Source organism: Caballeronia zhejiangensis (assembly GCF_000698575.1).
GTDB classification, from domain to species: Bacteria; Pseudomonadota; Gammaproteobacteria; order Burkholderiales; family Burkholderiaceae; genus Caballeronia; species Caballeronia zhejiangensis.
Window position 1 is genome coordinate 69,166 of record NZ_JFHD01000002.1, and the last position, 21,785, is coordinate 90,950.

General features: G+C 62.9%; 21 protein-coding genes. 12 read left to right on the top strand and 9 right to left on the bottom strand.

Features of this window, described 5'->3' with window-relative positions; all coding sequences use genetic code 11:
• Nucleotides 1–30 precede the first annotated feature (30 nt).
• Nucleotides 31–1,074 carry a rod shape-determining protein gene (locus BG60_RS03740; RefSeq protein WP_004189550.1) on the bottom strand — a complete coding sequence of 348 codons (1,044 nt, stop codon included), beginning with the start codon at nt 1,072–1,074 and terminating at the stop codon, nt 31–33.
• Between the two features lie 376 nt (nt 1,075–1,450).
• On the opposite strand from BG60_RS03740, the gene gatC reads away from it, so the two are divergent.
• From gatC to BG60_RS03765, 5 genes are all read left to right on the top strand, one after another.
• Nucleotides 1,451–1,750: an Asp-tRNA(Asn)/Glu-tRNA(Gln) amidotransferase subunit GatC gene (gatC, locus tag BG60_RS03745; RefSeq protein WP_008352020.1), complete on the top strand. Its 300-nt coding sequence runs from the start codon at nt 1,451–1,453 to the stop codon at nt 1,748–1,750.
• Nucleotides 1,751–1,806: 56 nt separating this feature from the next.
• Entirely contained in the window at nt 1,807–3,312 is a 1,506-nt protein-coding gene (gene gatA / locus BG60_RS03750) for an Asp-tRNA(Asn)/Glu-tRNA(Gln) amidotransferase subunit GatA (RefSeq protein ID WP_008352018.1), read from the top strand.
• Between the two features lie 2 nt (nt 3,313–3,314).
• Complete coding sequence (gene gatB / locus BG60_RS03755; protein ID WP_008352016.1) at nt 3,315–4,784, top strand: Asp-tRNA(Asn)/Glu-tRNA(Gln) amidotransferase subunit GatB; 1,470 nt, start codon at nt 3,315–3,317, stop codon at nt 4,782–4,784.
• Nucleotides 4,785–4,861: 77 nt separating this feature from the next.
• The gene (locus BG60_RS03760) at nt 4,862–5,701 is read left to right on the top strand and encodes a PPK2 family polyphosphate kinase (protein ID WP_034470333.1); all 840 of its coding nucleotides are present in this window, start codon (nt 4,862–4,864) and stop codon (nt 5,699–5,701) included.
• Between the two features lie 21 nt (nt 5,702–5,722).
• Nucleotides 5,723–6,508, top strand: a complete 786-nt coding sequence (locus BG60_RS03765) for an exodeoxyribonuclease III (RefSeq protein WP_008352012.1) — start codon at nt 5,723–5,725, stop codon at nt 6,506–6,508.
• 1 nt (nt 6,509) lies between these two features.
• Here the strand turns inward: BG60_RS03765 and BG60_RS03770 are convergent, their stop codons facing one another.
• The 4 genes from BG60_RS03770 to metX are packed head-to-tail and all read right to left on the bottom strand — an operon-like array spanning nt 6,510 to nt 10,503.
• Nucleotides 6,510–7,424 (bottom strand): M48 family metallopeptidase, encoded by a 915-nt coding sequence (locus tag BG60_RS03770; RefSeq protein ID WP_034470335.1) that lies wholly within the window; start codon nt 7,422–7,424, stop codon nt 6,510–6,512.
• On the bottom strand, nt 7,421–8,707 hold the full coding sequence (locus BG60_RS03775; RefSeq protein WP_008352007.1) for an AmpG family muropeptide MFS transporter: 1,287 nt from the start codon (nt 8,705–8,707) through the stop codon (nt 7,421–7,423). The genes BG60_RS03770 and BG60_RS03775 overlap by 4 nt, the downstream gene beginning before the upstream one ends.
• Before the next feature lie 45 nt (nt 8,708–8,752).
• On the bottom strand, nt 8,753–9,361 hold the full coding sequence (metW, locus tag BG60_RS03780; protein ID WP_008352006.1) for a methionine biosynthesis protein MetW: 609 nt from the start codon (nt 9,359–9,361) through the stop codon (nt 8,753–8,755).
• Complete coding sequence (gene metX / locus BG60_RS03785) at nt 9,358–10,503, bottom strand: homoserine O-succinyltransferase MetX (protein WP_008352005.1); 1,146 nt, start codon at nt 10,501–10,503, stop codon at nt 9,358–9,360. The genes metW and metX overlap by 4 nt, the downstream gene beginning before the upstream one ends.
• A gap of 304 nt (nt 10,504–10,807) precedes the next feature.
• On the opposite strand from metX, the gene BG60_RS03795 reads away from it, so the two are divergent.
• A complete protein-coding gene (locus BG60_RS03795) occupies nt 10,808–11,089 on the top strand; it encodes a type II toxin-antitoxin system Phd/YefM family antitoxin (RefSeq protein ID WP_034470337.1) in 282 nt (93 codons plus the stop codon).
• Entirely contained in the window at nt 11,086–11,406 is a 321-nt protein-coding gene (locus BG60_RS03800) for a type II toxin-antitoxin system RelE/ParE family toxin (protein ID WP_008352003.1), read from the top strand. The genes BG60_RS03795 and BG60_RS03800 overlap by 4 nt, the downstream gene beginning before the upstream one ends.
• Here BG60_RS03800 and BG60_RS03805 read toward each other — a convergent pair.
• Complete coding sequence (locus tag BG60_RS03805) at nt 11,392–12,144, bottom strand: pyrimidine 5'-nucleotidase (RefSeq protein WP_008352002.1); 753 nt, start codon at nt 12,142–12,144, stop codon at nt 11,392–11,394. The genes BG60_RS03800 and BG60_RS03805 overlap by 15 nt on opposite strands.
• 61 nt (nt 12,145–12,205) lie before the next feature.
• Nucleotides 12,206–13,105, bottom strand: a complete 900-nt coding sequence (argB, locus tag BG60_RS03810) for an acetylglutamate kinase (RefSeq protein ID WP_008352001.1) — start codon at nt 13,103–13,105, stop codon at nt 12,206–12,208.
• Between the two features lie 142 nt (nt 13,106–13,247).
• Between argB and BG60_RS03815 the strand changes: the two genes are divergently transcribed.
• The 5 genes from BG60_RS03815 to BG60_RS03835 all read left to right on the top strand — a co-directional run bounded on the left by BG60_RS03815 (nt 13,248) and on the right by BG60_RS03835 (nt 18,930).
• Nucleotides 13,248–13,469, top strand: a complete 222-nt coding sequence (locus BG60_RS03815; protein WP_008352000.1) for a cysteine-rich CWC family protein — start codon at nt 13,248–13,250, stop codon at nt 13,467–13,469.
• 108 nt (nt 13,470–13,577) lie between these two features.
• Entirely contained in the window at nt 13,578–14,876 is a 1,299-nt protein-coding gene (locus BG60_RS03820) for an ATP-binding protein (protein WP_008351999.1), read from the top strand.
• 45 nt (nt 14,877–14,921) lie between these two features.
• Entirely contained in the window at nt 14,922–15,464 is a 543-nt protein-coding gene (locus BG60_RS03825; protein WP_008351997.1) for a response regulator transcription factor, read from the top strand.
• A gap of 441 nt (nt 15,465–15,905) precedes the next feature.
• Entirely contained in the window at nt 15,906–17,483 is a 1,578-nt protein-coding gene (locus tag BG60_RS03830) for a methyl-accepting chemotaxis protein (protein ID WP_034470753.1), read from the top strand.
• A gap of 145 nt (nt 17,484–17,628) precedes the next feature.
• Entirely contained in the window at nt 17,629–18,930 is a 1,302-nt protein-coding gene (locus tag BG60_RS03835; RefSeq protein WP_034470340.1) for a solute carrier family 23 protein, read from the top strand.
• A 153-nt stretch (nt 18,931–19,083) separates the two neighbouring features.
• Here BG60_RS03835 and BG60_RS03840 read toward each other — a convergent pair whose 3' ends face one another.
• Nucleotides 19,084–19,680, bottom strand: coding sequence for a hypothetical protein (locus BG60_RS03840; protein ID WP_034470345.1), 597 nt, complete (start codon nt 19,678–19,680; stop codon nt 19,084–19,086).
• Between the two features lie 223 nt (nt 19,681–19,903).
• Nucleotides 19,904–21,553 (bottom strand): Na+/H+ antiporter, encoded by a 1,650-nt coding sequence (locus BG60_RS03845; protein WP_008351988.1) that lies wholly within the window; start codon nt 21,551–21,553, stop codon nt 19,904–19,906.
• Nucleotides 21,554–21,785: the final 232 nt, after the last annotated feature.

Genomic DNA, 21,785 nt, shown 5'->3' on the forward strand with positions numbered 1-21,785 from the left:
CGTCGATATCCGGACGCCCGAAGCAGCAGATCACTCGTACGAGAAGATGCTGCCGAGCTTGTCCATGCGCTCGAGCGCCATGCCCGAGCCACGCACCACGCAAGTCAGCGGATCTTCGGCGACGAGCACCGGCAGGCCGGTTTCTTCCGCGAGCAGGCGGTCGAGGTCGCGCAGGAGCGCGCCGCCGCCCGTCAGCATCATGCCGCGCTCCGCGATGTCCGCGCCGAGTTCCGGCGGCGTCTGTTCGAGCGCGATCTTCACCGACGACACGATCTGGTTCAGCGGGTCGGTCAGCGCTTCGAGAATTTCATTGCTCGAAATGGTGAAGCTGCGCGGAATGCCTTCCGACAGATTGCGGCCCTTGACTTCCATTTCCTTCACTTCGGAGCCGGGGAACGCCGAGCCGATTTCCTTCTTGATGGCTTCGGCTGTTTGCTCGCCGATCAGCATGCCGTAGTTGCGGCGGATGTAGTTGACGATGGCCTCGTCGAACTTGTCGCCGCCGACGCGCACCGAGCCCTTGTACACGATGCCGCCCAGCGAGATGACGCCGACTTCCGTCGTGCCGCCGCCGATGTCGACGACCATCGAGCCCGTTGCTTCCGAAACCGGCAGGCCCGCGCCGATTGCCGCGGCCATCGGCTCTTCGATCAGATAGACCTGCGAGGCGCCCGCGCCGTGTGCCGCTTCCTTGATCGCGCGGCGCTCGACTTGAGTGGAGCCGCACGGCACGCAGATGATGATGCGCGGCGACGGCGAGAACATGCGGGATTCGTGAGCGGTCTTGATGAACTGCTTGATCATCTGCTCGGTGACGGTGAAGTCGGCGATCACGCCGTCCTTCATCGGGCGAATGGCCTCGATGTTGCCCGGCACTTTACCGAGCATCTGCTTGGCTTCCTTGCCGACCGCCTGAATGGTCTTCTTGCCGTTGGGGCCGCCTTCCTGGCGAATCGAAACGACCGAGGGTTCGTCGAGGACGATGCCCTTGCCGCGCATGTAGATCAGCGTGTTGGCGGTGCCGAGGTCAATCGCCAGGTCGTTGGAGAAATAGCTGCGCAAAAAACCGAACATTCAAAAATCCTGTCTCGCTGGGTGGCCGTTCGTCGCGAGGAGCGCCGGGGACGGCAGCGGAAAAAATAACGGTTTGCCGGGGCGGCGAACGCTCGCCGGGAAGGGCAAATCCGGGAAGAAATCTACTGCAGAACGGAACGCTGGACGCAAACGTTTCTCGGAATCCATCAAATGCGGGAGAAAGCCGCCGACAAGCCGTTCCAGAGGTGAGTCGAACGTGTAATGATACCTTATAATTTGTGGGTATCTATAGGAAAAGGATGGCAGTTTTTGCCATCGCCAGACCTGTTTCCGAGGGCTCCTTTCAAGATCGCAACTGGCTGCTGCAGCGAAAGTTTTCGAGATTGAGGCTGTCCACGCTTTCTCCGGTGAATTTATGTCTTTGACCCTGACCGACGTAAAACGCATCGCGCACCTCGCGCGGCTCGAATTGCCCGACCACGAAGCCGAGCCCACGCTCACGCGGCTCAACGATTTTTTCGGTCTCGTCGAGCAGATGCAGGCCGTCGACACGACCGGCATCGAACCGCTCGCGCACCCGATCGAGCAGATCGAGGAAGTCGCGCTGCGTCTGCGTGACGACGCTGTCTCAGAGCGTGTCGAACGCGAAGAGTTCCAGCGTTGCGCGCCCGCCGTGCAAGACGGGCTCTATCTCGTGCCCAAAGTCATCGAATAAGCATCAAACATTCAGCGTCAGCGCGTGATTCACACCGCGCTCATCAGGAAACTGCAATGCATCAGAAAAGCTTGACCGAACTGCGCGCCGCGCTTGACTCGAAGGAAGTATCCGCGGTCGAACTGGCGCAGTCGTATCTGCGGCGCATCGAGGGCGCGAAGGAACTGAACGCGTTCATCGGCGTCGACGCCGCGCTCACGCTCGAACAGGCGAAAGCCGCCGACGCGCTCATCGGCGAAGGCCGCGCGGGCGCGCTCACCGGCTTGCCGATCGCGCACAAGGACGTCTTCGTCACGCGCGGCTGGACATCGACCGCCGGCTCGCACATGCTCGAAAACTATTCGAGTCCGTTCGATGCGACCGTCGTCGATCGCCTCGCGAAAGCCGGTATGGTCACGCTCGGCAAGACCAACATGGACGAGTTCGCGATGGGCTCGTCCAACGAGAATTCGTACTTCGGCGCGGTGAAGAATCCGTGGGATATGAAGGCCGTGCCGGGCGGTTCGTCGGGCGGTTCGGCTGCTGCCGTGGCCGCGCGTCTCGCGCCCGCCGCGACCGGCACGGACACCGGCGGCTCCATCCGCCAGCCCGCTTCGTTCACCGGCATCACCGGCATCAAACCGACGTATGGCCGCGTTTCGCGTTATGGAATGATCGCGTTCGCGTCGTCGCTGGATCAGGGCGGCCCGATGGCGCAAACGGCGCACGACTGCGCGCTGCTGCTGAACGCGATGGGCGGCTTCGACGAGCGCGATTCCACGAGCCTTCAACGCGAGAACGAAGACTACACGCGCTATCTCGGCAAGACGTGGAACGGCAGCGATGATGCCGGCAAGCCGCTGAAGGGCCTGCGCATCGGCATGCCGAAGGAGTATTTCGGCACGGGTCTCGCCGACGACGTGCGCGCGTCCATCGACGCCGCATTGAAGCAATACGAAGCGCTCGGCGCGACGCTCGTCGAAGTGTCGCTGCCGAAGACCGAGCTTTCGATTCCCGTGTACTACATCATCGCGCCGGCGGAGGCATCGTCGAATCTGTCGCGCTTCGATGGCGTGCGCTACGGGCATCGCGCGGCCGAGTACCGCGATCTGCTCGACATGTACAAGAAGTCGCGCGCGGAAGGCTTCGGGCCGGAAGTGAAGCGGCGGATTCTCGTCGGCACGTACGTGTTGTCGCACGGTTATTACGACGCGTACTACCTGCAGGCGCAGAAGATTCGCCGCATCATCGCGCGCGATTTCCAGGAAGCGTTCAAGCAGTGCGACGTCATCATGGGACCGGTCGCGCCGTCGGTCGCGTGGAATCTCGGCGAGAAGGCCGACGATCCCGTGCAGATGTATCTCGCCGATATCTACACGCTTTCCGTGAGCCTCGCGGGCCTGCCCGGCATGAGCGTGCCGTGCGGTTTCGGCGCGGGCGCGAATGCGAATCGGCCGGTCGGTCTGCAGATCATCGGCAACTATTTCAACGAAGCCCGGATGCTCCAGGTCGCCGACGCTTATCAGCGCGCGACCGACTGGCACCGCAAGGCACCTGCATCGACATTGGCATCGGGAGTGTGAACATGCAGTGGGAAGTCGTCATCGGTCTGGAAACGCACGCGCAGCTTTCCACCGTCTCCAAGATTTTTTCCGGCGCGCCCACGCAGTTCGGCGCGAGCCCGAATTCGCAGGCGAGTCCCGTCGATCTCGCGTTGCCCGGCGTGTTGCCTGTGATGAACCGCGGCGCCGTCGAGCGCGCGATCCGCTTCGGTCTCGCGATCGGTTCACACATCGCGCCGCGCAGCATCTTCGCGCGCAAGAACTACTTCTATCCGGATCTTCCGAAGGGCTATCAGATCAGCCAGTACGAGATTCCGGTCGTGCAGGGCGGGCAGATCACGATTCAGGTGCCGGCCAACGAGAAGGCGGGCAAGGAAGCGTACGAGAAGACCATCAACCTGACGCGCGCGCACCTCGAAGAGGACGCAGGCAAGTCGCTGCACGAAGACTTCGCGGGCATGACGGGCATCGACCTGAACCGCGCGGGCACGCCGCTGCTCGAAATCGTCACTGAGCCGGAAATGCGCAGCGCCGCGGAAGCGGTCGCGTATGCGAAGGCACTGCACGGTCTCGTCGTGTGGCTCGGCATCTGCGACGGCAACATGCAGGAAGGCTCGTTCCGTTGCGACGCGAACGTCTCGGTGCGCCCGGTCGGCCAGAAGGAATTCGGCACGCGCGCCGAGATCAAGAACTTGAACTCGTTCCGCTTTCTCGAAGAAGCGATCCAGTACGAAGTGCGCCGTCAGATCGAGCTGATCGAAGACGGCGGCACGGTGGTTCAGGAAACGCGTCTTTATGACCCGGACAAGCGCGAAACGCGTTCGATGCGCAGCAAGGAAGACGCGCACGATTACCGCTATTTTCCCGATCCCGATCTGATGCCGCTCGTGATCGATGCATCGTGGATCGATCGCGTGAAGGGCGAGATGCCCGAGCTGCCGGCGGACATGCAGAAGCGTTTCGTCGACACGTACGGTTTGACGCCGTATGACGCGGGCGTGCTGACTTCGTCGAAGGCGATGGCGTCCTACTTCGAAGCGCTCGTGCAGAAGGCGGGCGCGGCCCAGGCGAAGATCGCCGCGAACTGGATGATGGGCGACGTCTCCGCGCAACTGAATCGCGAATCGCTCGATATCAGCGAATCGCCGGTATCGGCTGCGCAGCTCGCGCTCATCATTCAGCGCATCGCCGATGGCACCATCTCCAACAAGATCGCGAAGGACATTTTCCAGACGATCTGGGAAGAGAAGGCGACCGACGATGCCGCCGCGGATCGCATCATCGACGCGAAGGGTTTGAAGCAGATTTCCGACACCGGCGCGCTCGAAGCGATCATCGACGAGGTGCTTGCTGCAAACCAGAAGTCGGTCGAGGAATTCCGCGCGGGCAAGGAGAAGGCGTTCAACGCGCTGATCGGTCAGGCGATGAAGGCGACCAAGGGCAAGGCGAATCCGCAGCAGGTGAACGAGCTTTTGAAGAAGAAACTCGGCTGATTGTTTCGGTGCGTGAAAGACAGGGCCGTTGCCGGTTAAGCTAGGCGACGGCCTTTCTTTTTGGTGATCACAAAAATATGGCAAAAAAACCCGAACTCGACGACTTCCGTGTGCCTTTCTTCGACGCCGGCAAGAAGCGCAAGCCATTCGACCTGAGCGCGATCGATCCGTCCGCGAAGCCGTTTTCCAGCGGCACGAAGGACATCGACCGCGAGCGTCTCACGGCGATCGGCGTGCAGCTCGACGATCTTCAGGAGAAACTGCACGCGCAGCGCCGCCGGCGCGTGCTGCTCGTGCTGCAGGGCATGGACACGAGCGGCAAGGACGGCACGGTGCGCGCGGTGTTTCACGATGTCGATCCGCTCGGCTTGCGCATCGTGCCGTTTCGCGCGCCGTCCGAGCGCGAGGCCGCGCACGATTTTCTGTGGCGCGTGCACGCGCAGGCGCCGATGGCCGGCGAATTCGCGATCTTCAACCGCAGTCACTACGAAGACGTGCTCGTGCCGCGCGTGTTGAAGTCGATCGATGCCGACGAATGCGAACGGCGTTATCGGCATATTCGCGAATTCGAGGCGCTGCTCGCTGACAGCGGCACGACCATCGTCAAATGCTTCCTGCACATTTCGAAGGACGAGCAGCGCGAGCGACTGCAGGCGCGCATCGACGATCCGACGAAACACTGGAAGTTCGACGTCTCCGACCTCGAAGCGCGCAAGCAATGGGACGACTATCAGGGCGCATACGCCGACGCGCTCGCGGCGACATCGACGGATTACGCGCCTTGGTACATCATTCCGGGCAATTCGAAGACGCATCGCAACGTGATGGTCGCAGAGCTGCTGTTGCGCACGATGCAGGACATGAAGCTCGAATTCCCGCCGGCGAAAGAATCGCTGAAGGGCGTGAAGGTCGAATAATCAAGATCAAAAAGGAAGAACATGTTTCGCGTGATAACCGCCAATCTCAACGGCATCCGTTCGGCCGCCAAGAAAGGTTTCTTCGACTGGTTCGGAGAGCAGAAATCCGACGTCGTGTGCGTTCAGGAAATCAAATGCTCGCAGGACGATCTGACGCCGGAATTTCTCGCGCCGCACGGTTTCCAGGGCTATTTCCAGCACGCGGTGAAGAAGGGCTACAGCGGCGCCGGTCTGTACACGCGCCACGAACCGGATGACGTGATCATCGGCTTCGGTTCGGAAGAGTTCGATCCGGAAGGGCGCTATGTCGAAGCGCGTTTCGGCAAGTTGTCGGTCGTGTCGGTGTATGTGCCGTCGGGTTCGAGCGGCGACGAGCGTCAGCAGGCGAAGTATCGCTTCATGGACGAGTTCATGCCGCATCTGGACGCGCTTTCGAAGGAGCGCGAAGTCATCCTGTGCGGCGATGTAAATATCGTGCACAAGGAAATCGACATCAAGAACTGGAAGAGCAACCAGAAGAATTCCGGTTGTTTGCCCGAAGAACGCGCGTGGCTCACGAAGCTTTTCGACGACGTCGGTTATGTCGATGTATTCCGCACGCTCGATCAGCGTCCCGAGCAATATACGTGGTGGAGCAATCGCGGCCAGGCGTATGCGAAGAACGTCGGGTGGCGTATCGATTATCAGATCGCGACGAAGGAAGTCGCCGCGACCGCGAAGAAGACGTCGATTTTCCGGGATATCAAGTTCAGCGACCACGCGCCGCTGACGATCGATTACGACTGGAAGATCGCGAAGAAGAAGTGAGCTAGCGCCCGCTCTTCTTGAACCGCCCCATCCCGGCGTAATTCGGCAACTGATCGATGGTCTTGCCGACCGCCTTCGCATAGAGCGGCATCATGTCCGGCATGCGTTTGAGCAGATCCTGCCGGCGATCCGGCCCGTACGGATGCAGCCAGATGAAGCCATCGTCCGCGCGGCGCGTGCCCGAATCGATCTTGTTCCACAACGTGACGGCAGCGCGCGGATCGTAGCCCGCGCGCGACGCGATCTCGCTGCCGATCACGTCGGCTTCGGTTTCGTCGGCGGGGGAATAGCGCATCGTCAGCAGTTCATCGCCGATATCGGGCTGCTGCGACGCGTAATTCGAAAAGCCGAAAAGCTGCGGCATGCCGTTCGACGAGAGCTGCGCCGCCTGCTGCCGCCCGAGCCGCTCGCGCGCATGCTCGCGCAACGCGTGCGCGATTTCATGGCCGATCATCATGCCGATCTCGTTGTCGTTCAGATGCAGCTTGTCGATCAGCCCGCTGTACACGACGATCTTCCCGCCCGGCAGGCAGACCATGCGCTCGTCGGCCGACTTGATGACGTTGATCTCCCACGTCCAGCTCTTCGCGCGATCGTTCCACTTGAGCGCGAACGGAATCTCGTGATTCGCGATATCGCGCACGCGTTTGACGAGCGGGTTGGTATCGGGGAGCAGCGTCTTGTTGCGCTCGGCATCGTGGATGACCTGCGCGTATTCGTCGGCGGCCTGCGCTTCGAGCGTCGCGGGCGCAATCAGGTTGCGAAACAGCGCCGTATTGCCGAAACGGATCTGGTTGTTCGGTGCGGAGTACGGCGGCGGCGTCTTTTGTTCGTCCTGGGCATACGCGGACGAAGGGGCGAGCGACGCCCATGTCCATGCGCAAACCAAGGCGCGAAGCTTGAAAGAAACCGTCATCGTCGAATTCTCCAGGGCGCGATCTTGGGCAACAGTAACATGCCCGGAATGGACAGCGCGACGCAGATCATGAAGTACGGAAACCAGCCGGTTTCATTCACGATGTAGCCGCTGCCCGCCGCCGCGAAGGTGCGCGGCACGGCCGCGAGGCTCGTGAAGAGCGCGAATTGGGTCGCGGTGTAGCGCGGGTCGGTCGTGCTCGCGATATACGCCGTGAACGTCGCGAGCGTGAGACCCGTCGCGAAGGTTTCGAAGCCGTACAGCACGCCGAGCGCGAACGGCGACGGCCCGATCTTCGCGAGCCATGCGAAGCCGAGCGTCGCGACGATCTGCAGAATGCCGAAGATCCACAATCCGCGCGCAATGCCGATCTTCACGAGCGCGATGCCGCCGAGCAAGCCGCCCGCGATGCTCGCCCAGAACGCGACCGCTTTCGCGATCACGCCGATCTGCGCGAGCGAGAATCCGACGTCGATGAAGAACTTCGTCGCGAGCGCGGTGGCCATCGTATCGCCGAGCTTGTACAGGAAGATGAAACTGAGCACGAGCAGCGCCGCGCGCCAGCCGTCACGCGTGACGAACTCGTGAAACGGCTCGACGATCGCCTCGCGCAGATTTTTCGGCGGCGCGCCATGAATCTGCGGCTCCTTCACGACGAGCGTCATGATGAGCCCCGGCAGCATGAACGCGGCGGTGATCAGAAAGACGCTTTTCCACGGCAGGACGGTCGCGAGAATCAGCGACAGCGAACCGGGCACGAGTCCCGCGACCTTATATGCGTTGACGTGCACCGCGTTGCCGAGCCCTTGTTCGGTGTCGGCGAGGAGCTCGCGGCGATAGGCATCGATGACGATATCCTGACTCGCGCTGAAGAACGCGACGAGCGCGGCGATCGCGGCGACGGCCCAGAGATTCTGCTCGGGCGAGAAGAAGCCGAACGAGCCGATCGCGATCATCACGAGCACTTGCGTGACGAACATCCAGCCGCGCCGCCTGCCCGGACTCCAGCCGGGAAAGCGCGGAATGAAACGGTCCATCAGCGGCGACCAGACGAATTTCCACGTGTACGGAAGTCCGATCAGCGCGAAGAGACCGATCTCCTTGACGTTGATGTGCGCGGTCGTGAGCCACGCCTGCAACAGGCTATAAAGCGTGAAGAGCGGCAATCCGGACGTAAAGCCGAGAAAGACGCAAATGAGGATGCGCTTGTTGAGGAACGCGCGCCATCCGGGATGATCTTCGTGAGCAGTTAGAGCGGGCGCCTCGTGTGGCGTATCGGGCATGTCAGATAACGGGCAGTTGTCGATGCGGGAACCCGCCGGTCGATGTTACCGGCGCTTCACGCGATAGACCGCAAGACTACCACGCCAGTTCGCGCCCCAACGGACCGACTGCCCGCCGTGCAGCACCACGCGATCCAGAATCTCGATGCCCACTTCCGGCGCGAGCGCCTCGAAGTCCTTGATCGTGAGCACGCGCACGTTCGGCGTGTTGTGCCATTGATAAGGCAGCGATTTCGACACCGGCATGCGTCCCTGAATCACCGAAAGCCGATGCTGCCAGTAACCGAAATTCGGAAACGACACAATGCATTCGCGTCCGACGCGCACCGTTTCGCGCAGGATCGCGGCGGTCTGATGGATCGTCTGCAGCGTCTGCGAGAGGATCGCGAAGTCGAAGCTGTCGTCTTCGAAGAGACGCAAGCCGTCTTCGAGATTCTGCTGGATCACGTTCACGCCTTTTTGCGCGCACGCGAGCACGCCGGCATCGTTGATTTCGATGCCGTAGCCCTTCACTTCCAGTTCTTCACCGAGCAGCGACAGCAGCGAACCGTCGCCGCAGCCGAGATCGAGCACCGTCGAGCGCGGTTCGACCCAGCGGGCGATCGCGCGAAAGTCCGAGCGCAGCGCGAGGGAATCGAGAGTGTGCTGGTTCATGCGCCGATCTCCGTGGCAATGCGTTCGTAGTAGGCGCGCATCAGATTGTGATAGCGCGCGTCGTCGAGCAGGAAGGCGTCGTGGCCGTGCGGCGCGTCGATTTCCGCGTAGCTCACCGTGCGCTTGTTGTCGAGCAGCGCCTTCACGATCTCGCGCGAGCGCGCCGGCGCGAAACGCCAGTCGGTCGTAAAGCTGGTGATGAGATATTTCGCCGATGTATTGGCAAGCGCTTTCGTTAGATCGCCGTCGAAGGCTTTCGCGGGATCGAAATAATCGAGCGCGCGCGTGATGAGCAGATACGTGTTCGCATCGAAGTATTCGGCGAACTTGTCGGCCTGATAGCGCAGATACGACTCCACTTCGAATTCGACATCGAAATTGAAGTTGTACGCGTCGAGCGCGCCTTCGGCACGGCGCAGCGCGCGGCCGAATTTCACGGCCATGTCGTCGTCCGACAGATACGTGATGTGGCCGATCATCCGCGCGACGCGCAAGCCGCGGCGCGGCTTCACGCCGTGCGCGTAGTAATCGCCGCCGTGGAAGTCGGGGTCCGAGAGGATCGCGGAGCGCGCCGTCTCGTTGAACGCGATGTTCTGTGCGGACAGCTTCGGCGTCGACGCCACCACGATGCAATGCGCGAGCCGCTCCGGATACATCATGCTCCACGCGAGCGCCTGCATGCCGCCCAAGCTGCCGCCCATCACGGCCGCGAAGCGCTCGATACCGAAGCGGTCCGCGAGACGCGCCTGCGCGTTCACCCAGTCCTCGACGGTGACGACGGGAAAGCTCGCGCCATACGGTTTTCCGGTCGCGCCGTCGATGCTCATCGGTCCGGTCGAGCCGAAACACGAGCCGAGATTGTTCACGCCGATGACGAAGAAGCGGTTCGTGTCGAGCGGCTTGCCGGGGCCGACCATGTTGTCCCACCAGCCGACGTTCTTCGGGTTATCGGCGTGAATGCCGGCGACGTGATGCGACGCGTTCAGCGCATGGCACACGAGCACGGCGTTCGAGCGCGCGGCGTTCAGTTCGCCATAGGTTTCGACGACGAGTTCGTAGTCGCCGAGCGACGAGCCGTTCTGCATCCGCAGCGGCTCGGTGAAGCGCATTGTTTGGGGAGTGACGATGCCGATCGATTCCATTCATTCCGCCTTTGACCTGGCGGCTAAACGGTGTCGGCGATGCGCTGCCTGAGAAATCGAGCGCGGCTGACGACCTCTTTAGCCGCATTTATAGTGAACCCCGCGAAAGATCACTGAGGTTCGCGCGCCCGCAATCGAGTCAGCAAATCGGCGCACTGTTCATGTTCGAGAAAATCTCGTTAGCGGGGAAGTATAGCGGAAAACGTCATAACGCCGTCAATAATGCCGCCATCTGCCGCGCCTTGGATGCGGCCCGCTTTAGCGTCTATATTGTCTAATCGCCTCGTCGTCCCGAGGAAAGGACATGAAACCGAGCCGGGTCAGACCGCTCAGTCACCTGAAGAGCCGCGCGGCCGAGATGATCCGCAATATCGTCGAGAGCCGCGAGCCGATGCTCATCACGCAGAACGGTGAAGGCAGGGTTGTCGTGCAGGATGTGCAGTCCTATGAAGACCTGCATCAGACGCTTGCCTTGCTGAAGATTCTCGCGATGGGACAGAAGACCATCGAAGCCGGCCACTGCGTGAGCGCCGGCGATGTCTTCGCCGAGATCGAGCGCATGGACCGCGAGGAAGGCTTCAAATGAAGACCGTTTTCCTGGATCCGGTGCGTCGGGATCTGCAGGATTTCCGGCGCTATGTCATCAACAAGTTCGGCGGCACGGCGTGGGCCGCTACGCGCAACAAGTTCGCGGAAACCATTGCCGAGATCGAAGCCGCGCCGCGCAACGGCTCGACGCCGCCCGAGCTCGTCGACTTTCGCATGTCGGGCTATTACGAAGTGCCGAGCGGCACGAACCGCATCATCTACAAGGTCGATGGCGACACGATTTACGTGCATCTCGTCGTCGATGCACGCTCGGACCTCGAAGACATACTCGCGCGCCGCTTATTTCGGATGTAGCGGCAATCGGCGCGATTGCGTCAGCGCGCGCAGCGAGCGCACCGTGCGATCCACATAGTGCGGCCGCCCGGAACCGGGCTTGCGAATCGACAGCCCGCCGTTCGACGTTTTCGCGACCGGCAGATGTCCGACGATCCACACGGTGCGAATCCCGAGCCGCCGATACGACTTCAGATGCCCGCGCGTGTCCTCGACGAGAATCGCGTCCTCGAGACGCACGTGCGCGCGGCGCATCGCGTGGCGGAGCATCGGCGCATCCGGCTTGGCGCGCCAATGGTGGCCGCTGCGCATGTCTTCGATGGCAATCACGCGCTCGAACAGCTTCGCGATGCCCAGTTCCGCGAGCACCGTGCGCGCGTAGAGCGTCGGCGCGTTGGTGAGCACGATCTTGCGTCCGGGCAGCGCGCGCAGCATGCGCGTGAGGCCGCGTTCGGCGCGCAGCATCGACGCAAGATCGGGAAACGTGTGCACCTCGTGCAGGAAGTCGGCGGCATCGACGCCGTGATGCCGCACGAGCCCGAGCAGCGTCGCGCCGTAACGCACGGTATAGCCGACGCGCAGCCGGTTCGCCTCGTCGACGTCGACGTTCAGGCGATCCATGATGTACTGCGTCATGCCGCGATTGATCGCCGGAAACACCGCGTGCGACGCGTGATGCAGCGTGTTGTCGAGATCGAAGAGCCAGACGGGGCCGCGCGTCTTGACGCGGCGTCGGCGGGAAATGCGTTGCGCGGTCATCGTGCGCCGTTATCGTAAGAACGCCCGCGCGAAGGCGGGCGTCTTTAGCAAGGGAACAAGCTCAATGCGAGCGGATCATCGTGCCGAACGGCTGCTCGGTCAGGATTTCGAGCAGCACCGAATGTTCGATGCGGCCATCGATGATGTGCACCGAGCGCACGCCGCTCTTCGCGGCATCCAGCGCGGACGAAATCTTCGGCAGCATGCCGCCGGAGATGGTGCCGTCGGCGAAGAGGGCGTCGATCTCGCGCGCGGAGAGATCGGTGAGCAGATTGCCTTCCTTGTCCATCACGCCGGGGATGTTCGTCATCATGACGAGCTTCTCCGCGTTCAGCACGACGGCGAGCTTGCCCGCGACGAGGTCCGCGTTGATGTTGTACGAGAGGCCGTCTTCGCCGAAGCCGATCGGTGAAATGACCGGGATGAACGCGTCGTCCTGCAGCGCCTTGACGACCGCCGGATTGATCGCCTCGACCTCGCCGACCTGACCGATGTCGATGAACTGGCCCGGATTGTCGCGGTCCGGCATCATCAGCTTGCGCGCGTGGATCAGGCCGCCGTCCTTGCCGGTCAGACCGACCGCGTGGCCGCCGAAGTGATTGATCAGCGTGACGATATCCTGCTGCACTTCGCCGCCGAGCACCCACTCGACGACTTCCATCGTCTCTTCGTCGGTGACGCGCATGCCTTGAATGAACGTGCCCTGCTTGCCGATCTTCTTCAGCGCCTGATCGATCTGAGGGCCGCCGCCATGCACGATCACCGGATTGATGCCGACGAGCTTCAGCAGAATGACGTCGCGCGCGAAGCCCTGCTTAAGGCGCTCTTCGGTCATGGCATTGCCGCCGTATTTGATCACGACCGTCTTGCCGTGATACTGACGGATGTAGGGCAGCGCCTCGGCCAGGATTTCAGCCTTCAGGGTCGGCGCGATTTGCGTGAGGTCGGGTAGCTCGGACATGGCGGCAAATGAGGCGAGGAGCGTTTAAACACGCCGAATTGTACAGGACCGACGCTCCGCGGCAGGACGAATTGCCGCGGTCGCGCCACGTTTTCCGGCGGGCGTTCCGGCGTGCGATCATCGTTTCGGCATTGATGACAAGATGATGAACCCATCCACGGAAACGAACGAACGCGAAGCGCCGGGCGCGCAGGTTTGCGAACGCTGCGGCGCGACGTTTCGCTGCGGCGCGCTCGCGGGCGATGCGTCGTGCTGGTGCGCGTCGCTGCCCGCGTTGCCGCTGGATCGATTGCGGCCCGGCATTCGTTGTCTGTGTCCCGCGTGTCTCACAACGGAAGCCGGGCGCGGCACGACTTCCAGTTAGCAGAGCGCGTGCCGAGGTGCGACAAATCGCGCCAGATGTCGCAGCAGGCGGGATGCAAACGGGATAATGTCGCACGGAGCGCGCACGCGCTAACACGCACTCAATCAGATGCATCGCATAACCAACACCGGACGGGTCAATCTCGGTCATCTTTTCTGGCTTCGCTCGCTCGCGATCATCGGCCAGCTGACGACCATCGCCGTCGTCCAGATATTCTTCGGCGCGAAGCTTCCGCTGCCCGCGATGCTGCTCGTCATCGCGCTCGAAATGGTCTTCAACGGCCTCACTTGGATGCGCGTCGCGCGGGCGCGTCCGGAAACCAATCTCGAACTGTTCGGGCAGATGCTCGTCGACCTCGGCGCGCTGTCGGCGCTGCTGTTCCTGTCCGGCGGCGCGACCAATCCGTTCGTCACGCTTTATCTGCCGTCGCTCGCGATCGCCGCCGCCGTCCTGCCGTGGACGATGATGACCTGCCTCGCGCTCTTCGCCGTCACCTGTTACGCGCTGCTTAGTTACAACTATGTGCCGCTCAACATCGAGAATCCGGCCAATCTGTTTGATTATTTCCGCACGGGCCTGTGGGTCAACTTCATGGTGAGCGTTGTGCTGATCGGCTGGTTCGTCGCGCGCATGTCGCGGGCGCTGCGCGTGCGCGACGCCGCGCTCGCCGACGCGCAGCAGCGTCATCTTCGCGATGAACGGGCCGTCGCGCTCGGCGTGCAGGCGGCGACCGTCGCGCACGAAATGGGCACGCCGCTTTCGACCATCGCGATGCTGTCGGAGGAATTGCGCGATTCCGCCGCGCACGACAAGAACCTCGCGCCCTACGCGGCCGATTTCGAATTGCTCGAACAGCAGATGGCTTTGTGCACGTCCGCGCTCGCGCGCCTGCGCAGCCGCGCGACCGGGCCGTCGAGCCGCCAGGCGCTCGACGAGTGGCTGTCGAGTTTCATCGAGCAATGGCGTCTGCGGCATCCGCAGGTGAAATTCGCGCAAATCGACCGGACGCCCGCGGATGCATCGATCGACGATGCCGTCGCCGTCGGACAGATTTTGACGATCCTGCTCGACAACGCCGCGCGCGCGAGCAGCGAATCGGTGACGCTGCAGGCGTCGGCGGAAACCGTCGACGAACTGGATTACGTGCGCTTCGACGTGTGCGACCGCGGTCCGGGCATTCCTGCCGCGCTGCGCGGCACGCTGGGCGCCGGACCGGTGGACAGCACGCAGGGCGGACACGGCGTCGGGTTATATCTGGCGTTCGCGGCGGCGGCGCGGCTCGCAGGTTCGATCGAACTGATCGACGGCAAGCCGCGCGGCACGTGCGCCGTGTTGCGCCTGCCGAATCGCGGCGCGGTGGCGGCGCCCGCGCAGACGGCAAGAACTGAACGAAGCGGCGCGGCCTGAACTCGAACTCAGGCGCACGCGAGCGGCATTTTGGAGAAGAAACACATGAGCGATACCAACTTCCTGATCATCGACGACGATGAAGTCTTTGCCGGCATTCTCGCCCGCGGCCTGACACGGCGCGGTTTCACGCCGCATCAGGCACACAATGCGGACGAAGCGCTGAAGCTCGCCAACCAGCACAAATTCGGCATGATCACCGTCGATCTTCACTTGGGCAACGATTCCGGCCTGCGCCTCGTCGCGCCGCTGCGCGACCTGCAACCGGACGCGCGCATTCTCGTGCTGACCGGCTACGCGAGCATCGCGACGGCCGTGCAGGCGGTGAAGGACGGCGCGGACAACTATCTCGCGAAGCCGGCGAACGTCGAGTCGATTCTTTCCGCGCTGCACGAGCAGGCGAGCGAGCAGACGGCCGAAGAGGCGATCGAGAACCCGACGCTGCTTTCGGTTGCTCGGCTCGAATGGGAGCACATCCAGCGCGCGCTGGCGGAGAACAACGGCAATATTTCCGCGACGGCGCGCGCGCTCAACATGCATCGGCGCACGCTGCAGCGCAAATTGGCGAAGAAACCGGTGCGGCAGTAAGGCGGATGACGCCCGAGGAAGCTCGGCGTCGATTCGATATCGATGCGTTCGAAAATCGCATCGACGAAAACGGGCGCCCAAAAAAAGAACCGCCCAAGCCGGGTGCCAAGGGCGGAAATCGGAGAGTTGCAACGACATGCGCGTACATGGAACACGCATGGACAAAGCATACGTTGCAGCGTTGGACGCCCAAATCAGAAAATTCCCAATTAGGAATTTGCTTAGGTTGTCTGCTACTTAGCAGCAATTTGCGGATTTCTTTCGGACGAGCTTTCGCGGTTCTTTCGTCCTCGTTTCAGCGTCCATTTCGCCGGCGTTATCTCCTTCATACGCGCTCAAGAATTTTGCAGCGAGCGCCGTAAAGCCACTCTGTGCGCGAACCGAAGTTTGCGCCGCGCCGTCCGCGGGCGTCGTCCGCGGGGCGTGAAAGAGGAGACTTCGATGAAATGGTTTGACCGCCTGTCCGTGCTCAGCAAGCTTTTGCTGTCTTTCGCGGTCGTGATTCTGTTCACTGCGTGCGTGGGCGCCACCGGCGTGGTTTCGCTCGCGAAGATGAACTTCCTGATCGAGGAAATCGGCGACCGTCACATGGACGGCCTCTATTGGGTCGAGGAAATCAACAAGCACAAGCTCAACACGGACCTCGCCGCCGCCAACCTCACTTTCGCCGACGATGCCGGCAAGGAAAAGCTGAAGGAAGGCATGGCCGGATCGCTCGACAGCATGCACCGCGCGTTCGAGCGCATGCGCCCGACGATGCGCTCGGCAGAAAGCCTCGCGCTCTACGATGCGGCCAGCAAGTCCGTCGCCGCGTGGGAAGACATCGTGCTGATGCAGATGGGCAAGAAAGCGATGCCCGTCGACGTCGATCAGATGGGCCTCATCGCGCGCGCGATCGCCGCGAGCGAGAAGGCGCGCGAATCGCTTGAGCGTCTCGCCGACTTCAAGCGCAAGCGCGCGACCGAGGCGCGCAGCAGCGCGGCATCGGAGTATGAAACGATGCGCGTCGTGATGCTCGCGCTCGTGTTCGGCGCGATGGTCGCGGGCGCGTTGCTCGCGGTGCTGATCGGGCGGCGTCTGTCGGCGCAACTCGGCGGCGAGCCGGCGTACGCGGCGGATATCGCCGACCGCATCGCGCGCGGCGATCTGGCGACGCGCGTCGTGACGCGTCCCGGTGACGACAGCAGCATGCTCGCGAGCCTCGGCAACATGAGCGCGAAGCTCGCGGACATCGTCGGCGGGATTCGGCATTCGAGCGATTCGATCCTGTACGCATCGCGCGAAATCGCGCAGGGCAACACCGATCTGTCGCAGCGCACGGAAGAGCAGGCGGCGTCGCTGGAAGAAACCGCGTCGAGCATGGAGCAGCTCACGCAGACCGTGCGGCAGAACGCGAGCAACGCGGACGAAGCGAGCGGGCTCGCGCGCGGCGCGTCGGATGTATCGGCGCGCGGCAGCGAGCTCGTGGGCGAGGTCGTCGACAACATGCGCGAACTGGCGTCGGGCTCGAAGCGCATGACGGACATCATCGCGGTGATCGAAGGCATCGCGTTCCAGACGAACATACTCGCGCTGAACGCGGCCGTGGAAGCGGCGCGCGCCGGCGAGGAAGGGCGCGGCTTCGCGGTGGTCGCGGGCGAAGTGCGCTCGCTCGCGCAGCGGAGCGCGACGTCGGCGAAGGAAATCAAGGAGCTGATCGAAGCGTCGACGGCGCGCGTGGACAGCGGCGCGGCGCTCGCCGAGCGTGCCGGCGCGACGATGGCCGAAGTCACGCAGGCCGTGCAGCGCGTGACGGACATCATGGCGCAGATTTCGTCGGCATCGCATGAGCAGAGCGCGGGCATCGAGCAGGTGAATCGTGCGGTCGCGCAGATGGACGAGGTGACGCAGCAGAACGCGGCGCTCGTCGAACAGGCCGCCGCCGCGGCGGGCGCGATGGCCGATCAGGCCGAGCAATTGAAGAGCGCGGTCGCGGTTTTCGAGCTGGAGCGCGACGTCTCCGGCGCGGGAAAAGTGTGACGCGTCGCGGGCATGCGACGGCCAAACGGTCGTAATATCGGCTCGCTTGCCACCCGAGAGCCCGCTCCGTACACTCGCGCCTGATTTTTTCAGATCGAGCGCGCCGCACGGAGCGGCGCCTCACCGCCGCCAAGGAGCCCCGCCGATGTCCGATTCCTATTTCCCGCGCTGGCCGGTCCAGCCGGACGCCCAGGAGGGTCGCGTCGTCGGGCCCGACCAGCGCCTCGCCTGGCCGCAGATGATCGCGATGGGCGTTCAGCACGTCGTCGCGATGTTCGGCTCGACCGTGCTCGCGCCGCTCTTGATGGGCTTCGATCCCAATCTGTGCATCTTCATGTCGGGCATCGGCACGTTGCTGTTTTTCGTGCTGGTCGGCGGGCGCGTGCCGAGTTATCTCGGTTCGAGCTTCGCGTTCATTGGCCTCGTGATCGCGGTGACGGGATACAGCGGTCACGGCCCGAACCTGAACATACCGGTGGCGCTCGGCGGGATCATTGCGTGCGGCGTGGCTTACACGATCATCGGATTGATCGTTGCGGCGGTCGGCACGAAGTGGATCGAAGCGCTGATGCCGCCGGTCGTGACGGGCGCGATCGTCTGCGTGATCGGGCTGAATCTCGCGCCAATCGCGGTGAAAGGCGTGATGGGCAGCAGCTTCGAATCGTGGATGGCGCTCGTCACCGTGCTGTGCGTGGGCGGCGTCGCGGTGTTCGCGCGCGGGATGGCGCAGCGGCTGCTGATCCTGATCGGCCTCGCGATCGCGTACATCATTTATGCGGCGCTCACGAACGGGATGGGCATGGGCAAGCCGATCGACTTTTCGATCGTCGCGAACGCTGCGTGGTTCGGCATGCCGCACTTCACCGCGCCTGTCTTCGAAGCCCCGGCGATGACGCTGATCGCGCCGGTCGCGATCATTCTCGTCGCGGAGAATCTCGGGCACATCAAGGCTGTCGGCGCGATGACCGGCAAGAGTCTCGACAAGTACATCGGACGCGCGTTCATCGGCGACGGGCTGGCGACGATTGCATCGGGCTTTGCCGGGGGCACCGGTGTGACGACGTATGCCGAGAACATCGGCGTGATGGCCGTCACGAAGATCTATTCGACGCTCGTGTTCGTGATCGCGGCGCTGTTCGCGATCGTGCTCGGGTTTTCGCCGAAGTTCGGCGCGCTGATTCAGACGATTCCGGGGCCGGTGCTCGGCGGTGTGTCGATCGTCGTGTTCGGGCTTATCGCGGTGACGGGCGCGCGCATTTGGGTCGTAAACAAGGTGAATTTTTCGGATAACCGGAATCTGATCGTTGCGGCGGTGACGCTCGTGCTCGGGACCGGGGATTTCACGCTGAAGCTCGGTGGGTTCGCTCTCGGTGGCATCGGGACGGCTACGTTCGGCGCTATCATCTTTTATGCGCTGTTGCGGCGGCGGGGGGCGGGGGTGGTTTGAGGGTTTTTGCCGCTCGGTTTCAATTTCTTGGGTTTGAGGACATTGCGCTCGTACGGGGCGGCATCGGTGGATGACGTCCCTCAAACCGCGCAAGCGCGTCCGTCGCAGACGCGCTGGCTCAGCGATCGACGCGCCACAGCGCGCGTCGCCACCTCAGCCGATCCATCCGCTCTTCCTGATCGATTTCATCCCCCCGAACGCGCTCGCTCGTAGAACTCCTGAGTCGCTGCGCGCCGCTTGAAGATCTGCGCAGCGGGCTGAATTATCAACAGAAAGCCTAGCCCCGCGGCCGCGATACTCCAAAACTAGCCAGGGCCGAACTCGCCCGCTTCGCCCAGGATCAGCAGCAACACGGTCAGGCAAACGAAGCCGTATGAAGTCGACATTCGAATCAGGCTCAGGTTCGGCTCGACGGCGCGCGAGCGGGGCATAGTCCTTGCCGATCAAATTCAGCCGGACACCTTCGGCGGCAGGCGTGACTACGACCTGCGGACCTTGCCCGTACCGCATCAATTCAGCCGCGAGTGCTTGCGTCAGCAGCGGGCTGGCCGGTCCGGGAAGGCCGATTGCATGATCGAGGTCGAGCAAGGTCAATTCCGGCTCGCTGTCCTTCACCGCTGCGCGCATCACGTGCCCGTCGGGTTTGGACAGACCGCTTATCCACATGTGCTTCAGGCGCTTGACCGGCGTCGGCTCGGCAGTGACAAGCGTCTTGATGGCGTCAGGTATGTCGTCTGTTGTCGTGGGCATCGAGCGAAAGAGCCGCGCCTAAGTTAGCCATGCGAAGAATATCGTGCAAGCCGTTTAATAAGTGTGTGAATTTTGACGCGCCGCTCTTGCGAAAATCAGTCGATACGCCGGACGGGAGAATCAGTGTTGTTTTTGCGCGTTCAGGCGAGGCGAGATAGTCTTAACACAGGAACGAGGCCAATACACACCAAGAATCAAGACCACGGCAAAAACCTCAAAGCCCCTACCCACCACTCCCCCGCTTCCGATTCACAATAGCAGTCTCCGAAAGATCCACCTCCCGCATCAGCTTATTGAGCGTTTCATCGTTGATATGCTGCAACGAGCGCAGCTTCAGCAATTCCGCTCGCTCGGCCCGCAACGCCGCCATCTTCAACCGCGTCTCCACCATTTCGCTCTTTTTCGCGGCCTTGCGCGACGCTTCTTCGTCGCCGAGCGATTCCAGCCGTCTGCGATACATGCTCATCACGCGCGCGGTCGAATCGGCGCAACGCGCGGACGCGGCTTCGTCCATCTGTTCGATGAGCTCATCATGCGTATCGTCGATCGCGCGAATCGCGGCCTGCGCCGCGCGGCGACGCGCCATGCGCTCCTCCACCGCATGCGGATTCTTCTCGCGCTCGATGCCGCGCAGCATCAGCGGCAAGCCGACGACGGCGATCAGGAGCGACGCCAGAATCACCGCCGACGCGATGAAAATCGCCAGATCGCGCCCGGCGAGCGTCACGGGCAGCGACAGCACGCCCGCCAGCGTCACGGCACCGCGCACGCCGCCGATCGTCGTCAGCGCCAGCGTGCGAAAACCGGGCGCGGCGCTGTCGAGGCCCTGCTTCGCCGTACGGCGCGCGGCGACCCAGCGCAGCGAATACACCCACACGAAACGCAACGCATAAAGCGCGATCAGCGTCGCGAACACATAGCCGATCAACAGCCCCACCTGCGCGTTGCCGTCGTGATGCGCCTCGATCAGCGCCTGCCCGATGATGTGTGGAAACTGCAGCCCGAGCAGGATGAACACCATGCCGTTGAAGACGAATTCGATCATCGTCCAGGTGCTCGTCATGCGCACGCGCACCGCGCTCGGAATGCCTTCACGCAAGCTCTGAATGTTCATCATCATGCCCGCCGACACCGCCGCCAGAATGCCCGAGCAGCCAACGTGCTCGGCCATCACGTACGACGCGAACGGAATCAGGATCGTGAGGATGACGCCCGCGGCGGGATCGTCGTCGTCGGAGAATTTCAGCAGGCGCGACGGAATCTCGGTGACGGCCCAACTGATCGCCGCGCCGATCGCCAACCCGCCCGCCGCGATGATGAAAAAGCTGACCGTCGCGTCGCGCAGCGAGAACACGCCCGTCAGCGCGGCCGCGATCGCGAACTTGAGTGCGACGAGGCCCGACGCGTCGTTCATCAGCGCCTCGCCTTCGAGAACGTGCATCAGGTTCGCGGGAATCCGGTTGCGCCCGGCGATGCCCGTCAGCGCGACGGCATCGGTCGGCGAAAGCACGGCGGCGAGCGCGAACGCGATGGGCAGCGGCATCGACGGAATCATCGCGTGCAGGAAATAGCCGAGCACGCCGACGGTGATGAACACGAGCCCGAGCGCAAGCATCAGGATCGCGCGGCGCTGCATGTACAGCTCGCGCTTCGGTATGCGCCAGCCGTCCGCGAACAGCAGCGGCGGAATGAAGAGCAGCATGAAAAGTTCAGGATCGAACGTGACGTGCAGCGCGAAGCCCGGCCACGCGAGGCACGCGCCGATCGCGATCTGGATGAGCGGCAGCGGCAGCTTGATCGGAAGCAGGCTCAGTCCGAATCCCGAAAGCGCGACAGCCAGCAGAAGAATGAGAACGGTAAAAACGATTTCCATGTGTGCGCTACTGCACCAGACGCACGAACGGCTGTGCGCGCGGCGTCTAGCATTGTTTCGATGAGCGCAAAGTTTAGCGTTTGCTCGCGATGCGGGCAGCGGACGCGCCGCCGGCTTTCGCACCGCGACGGTGCGCGTGCACCTGAAATCGCCTGCTGACGGTGCACGCGGGACGCAAAACACCGGCTGCGCGCAGCGCGCTCTGCGCATGGAGCTTGCTTTACCGAAAGCC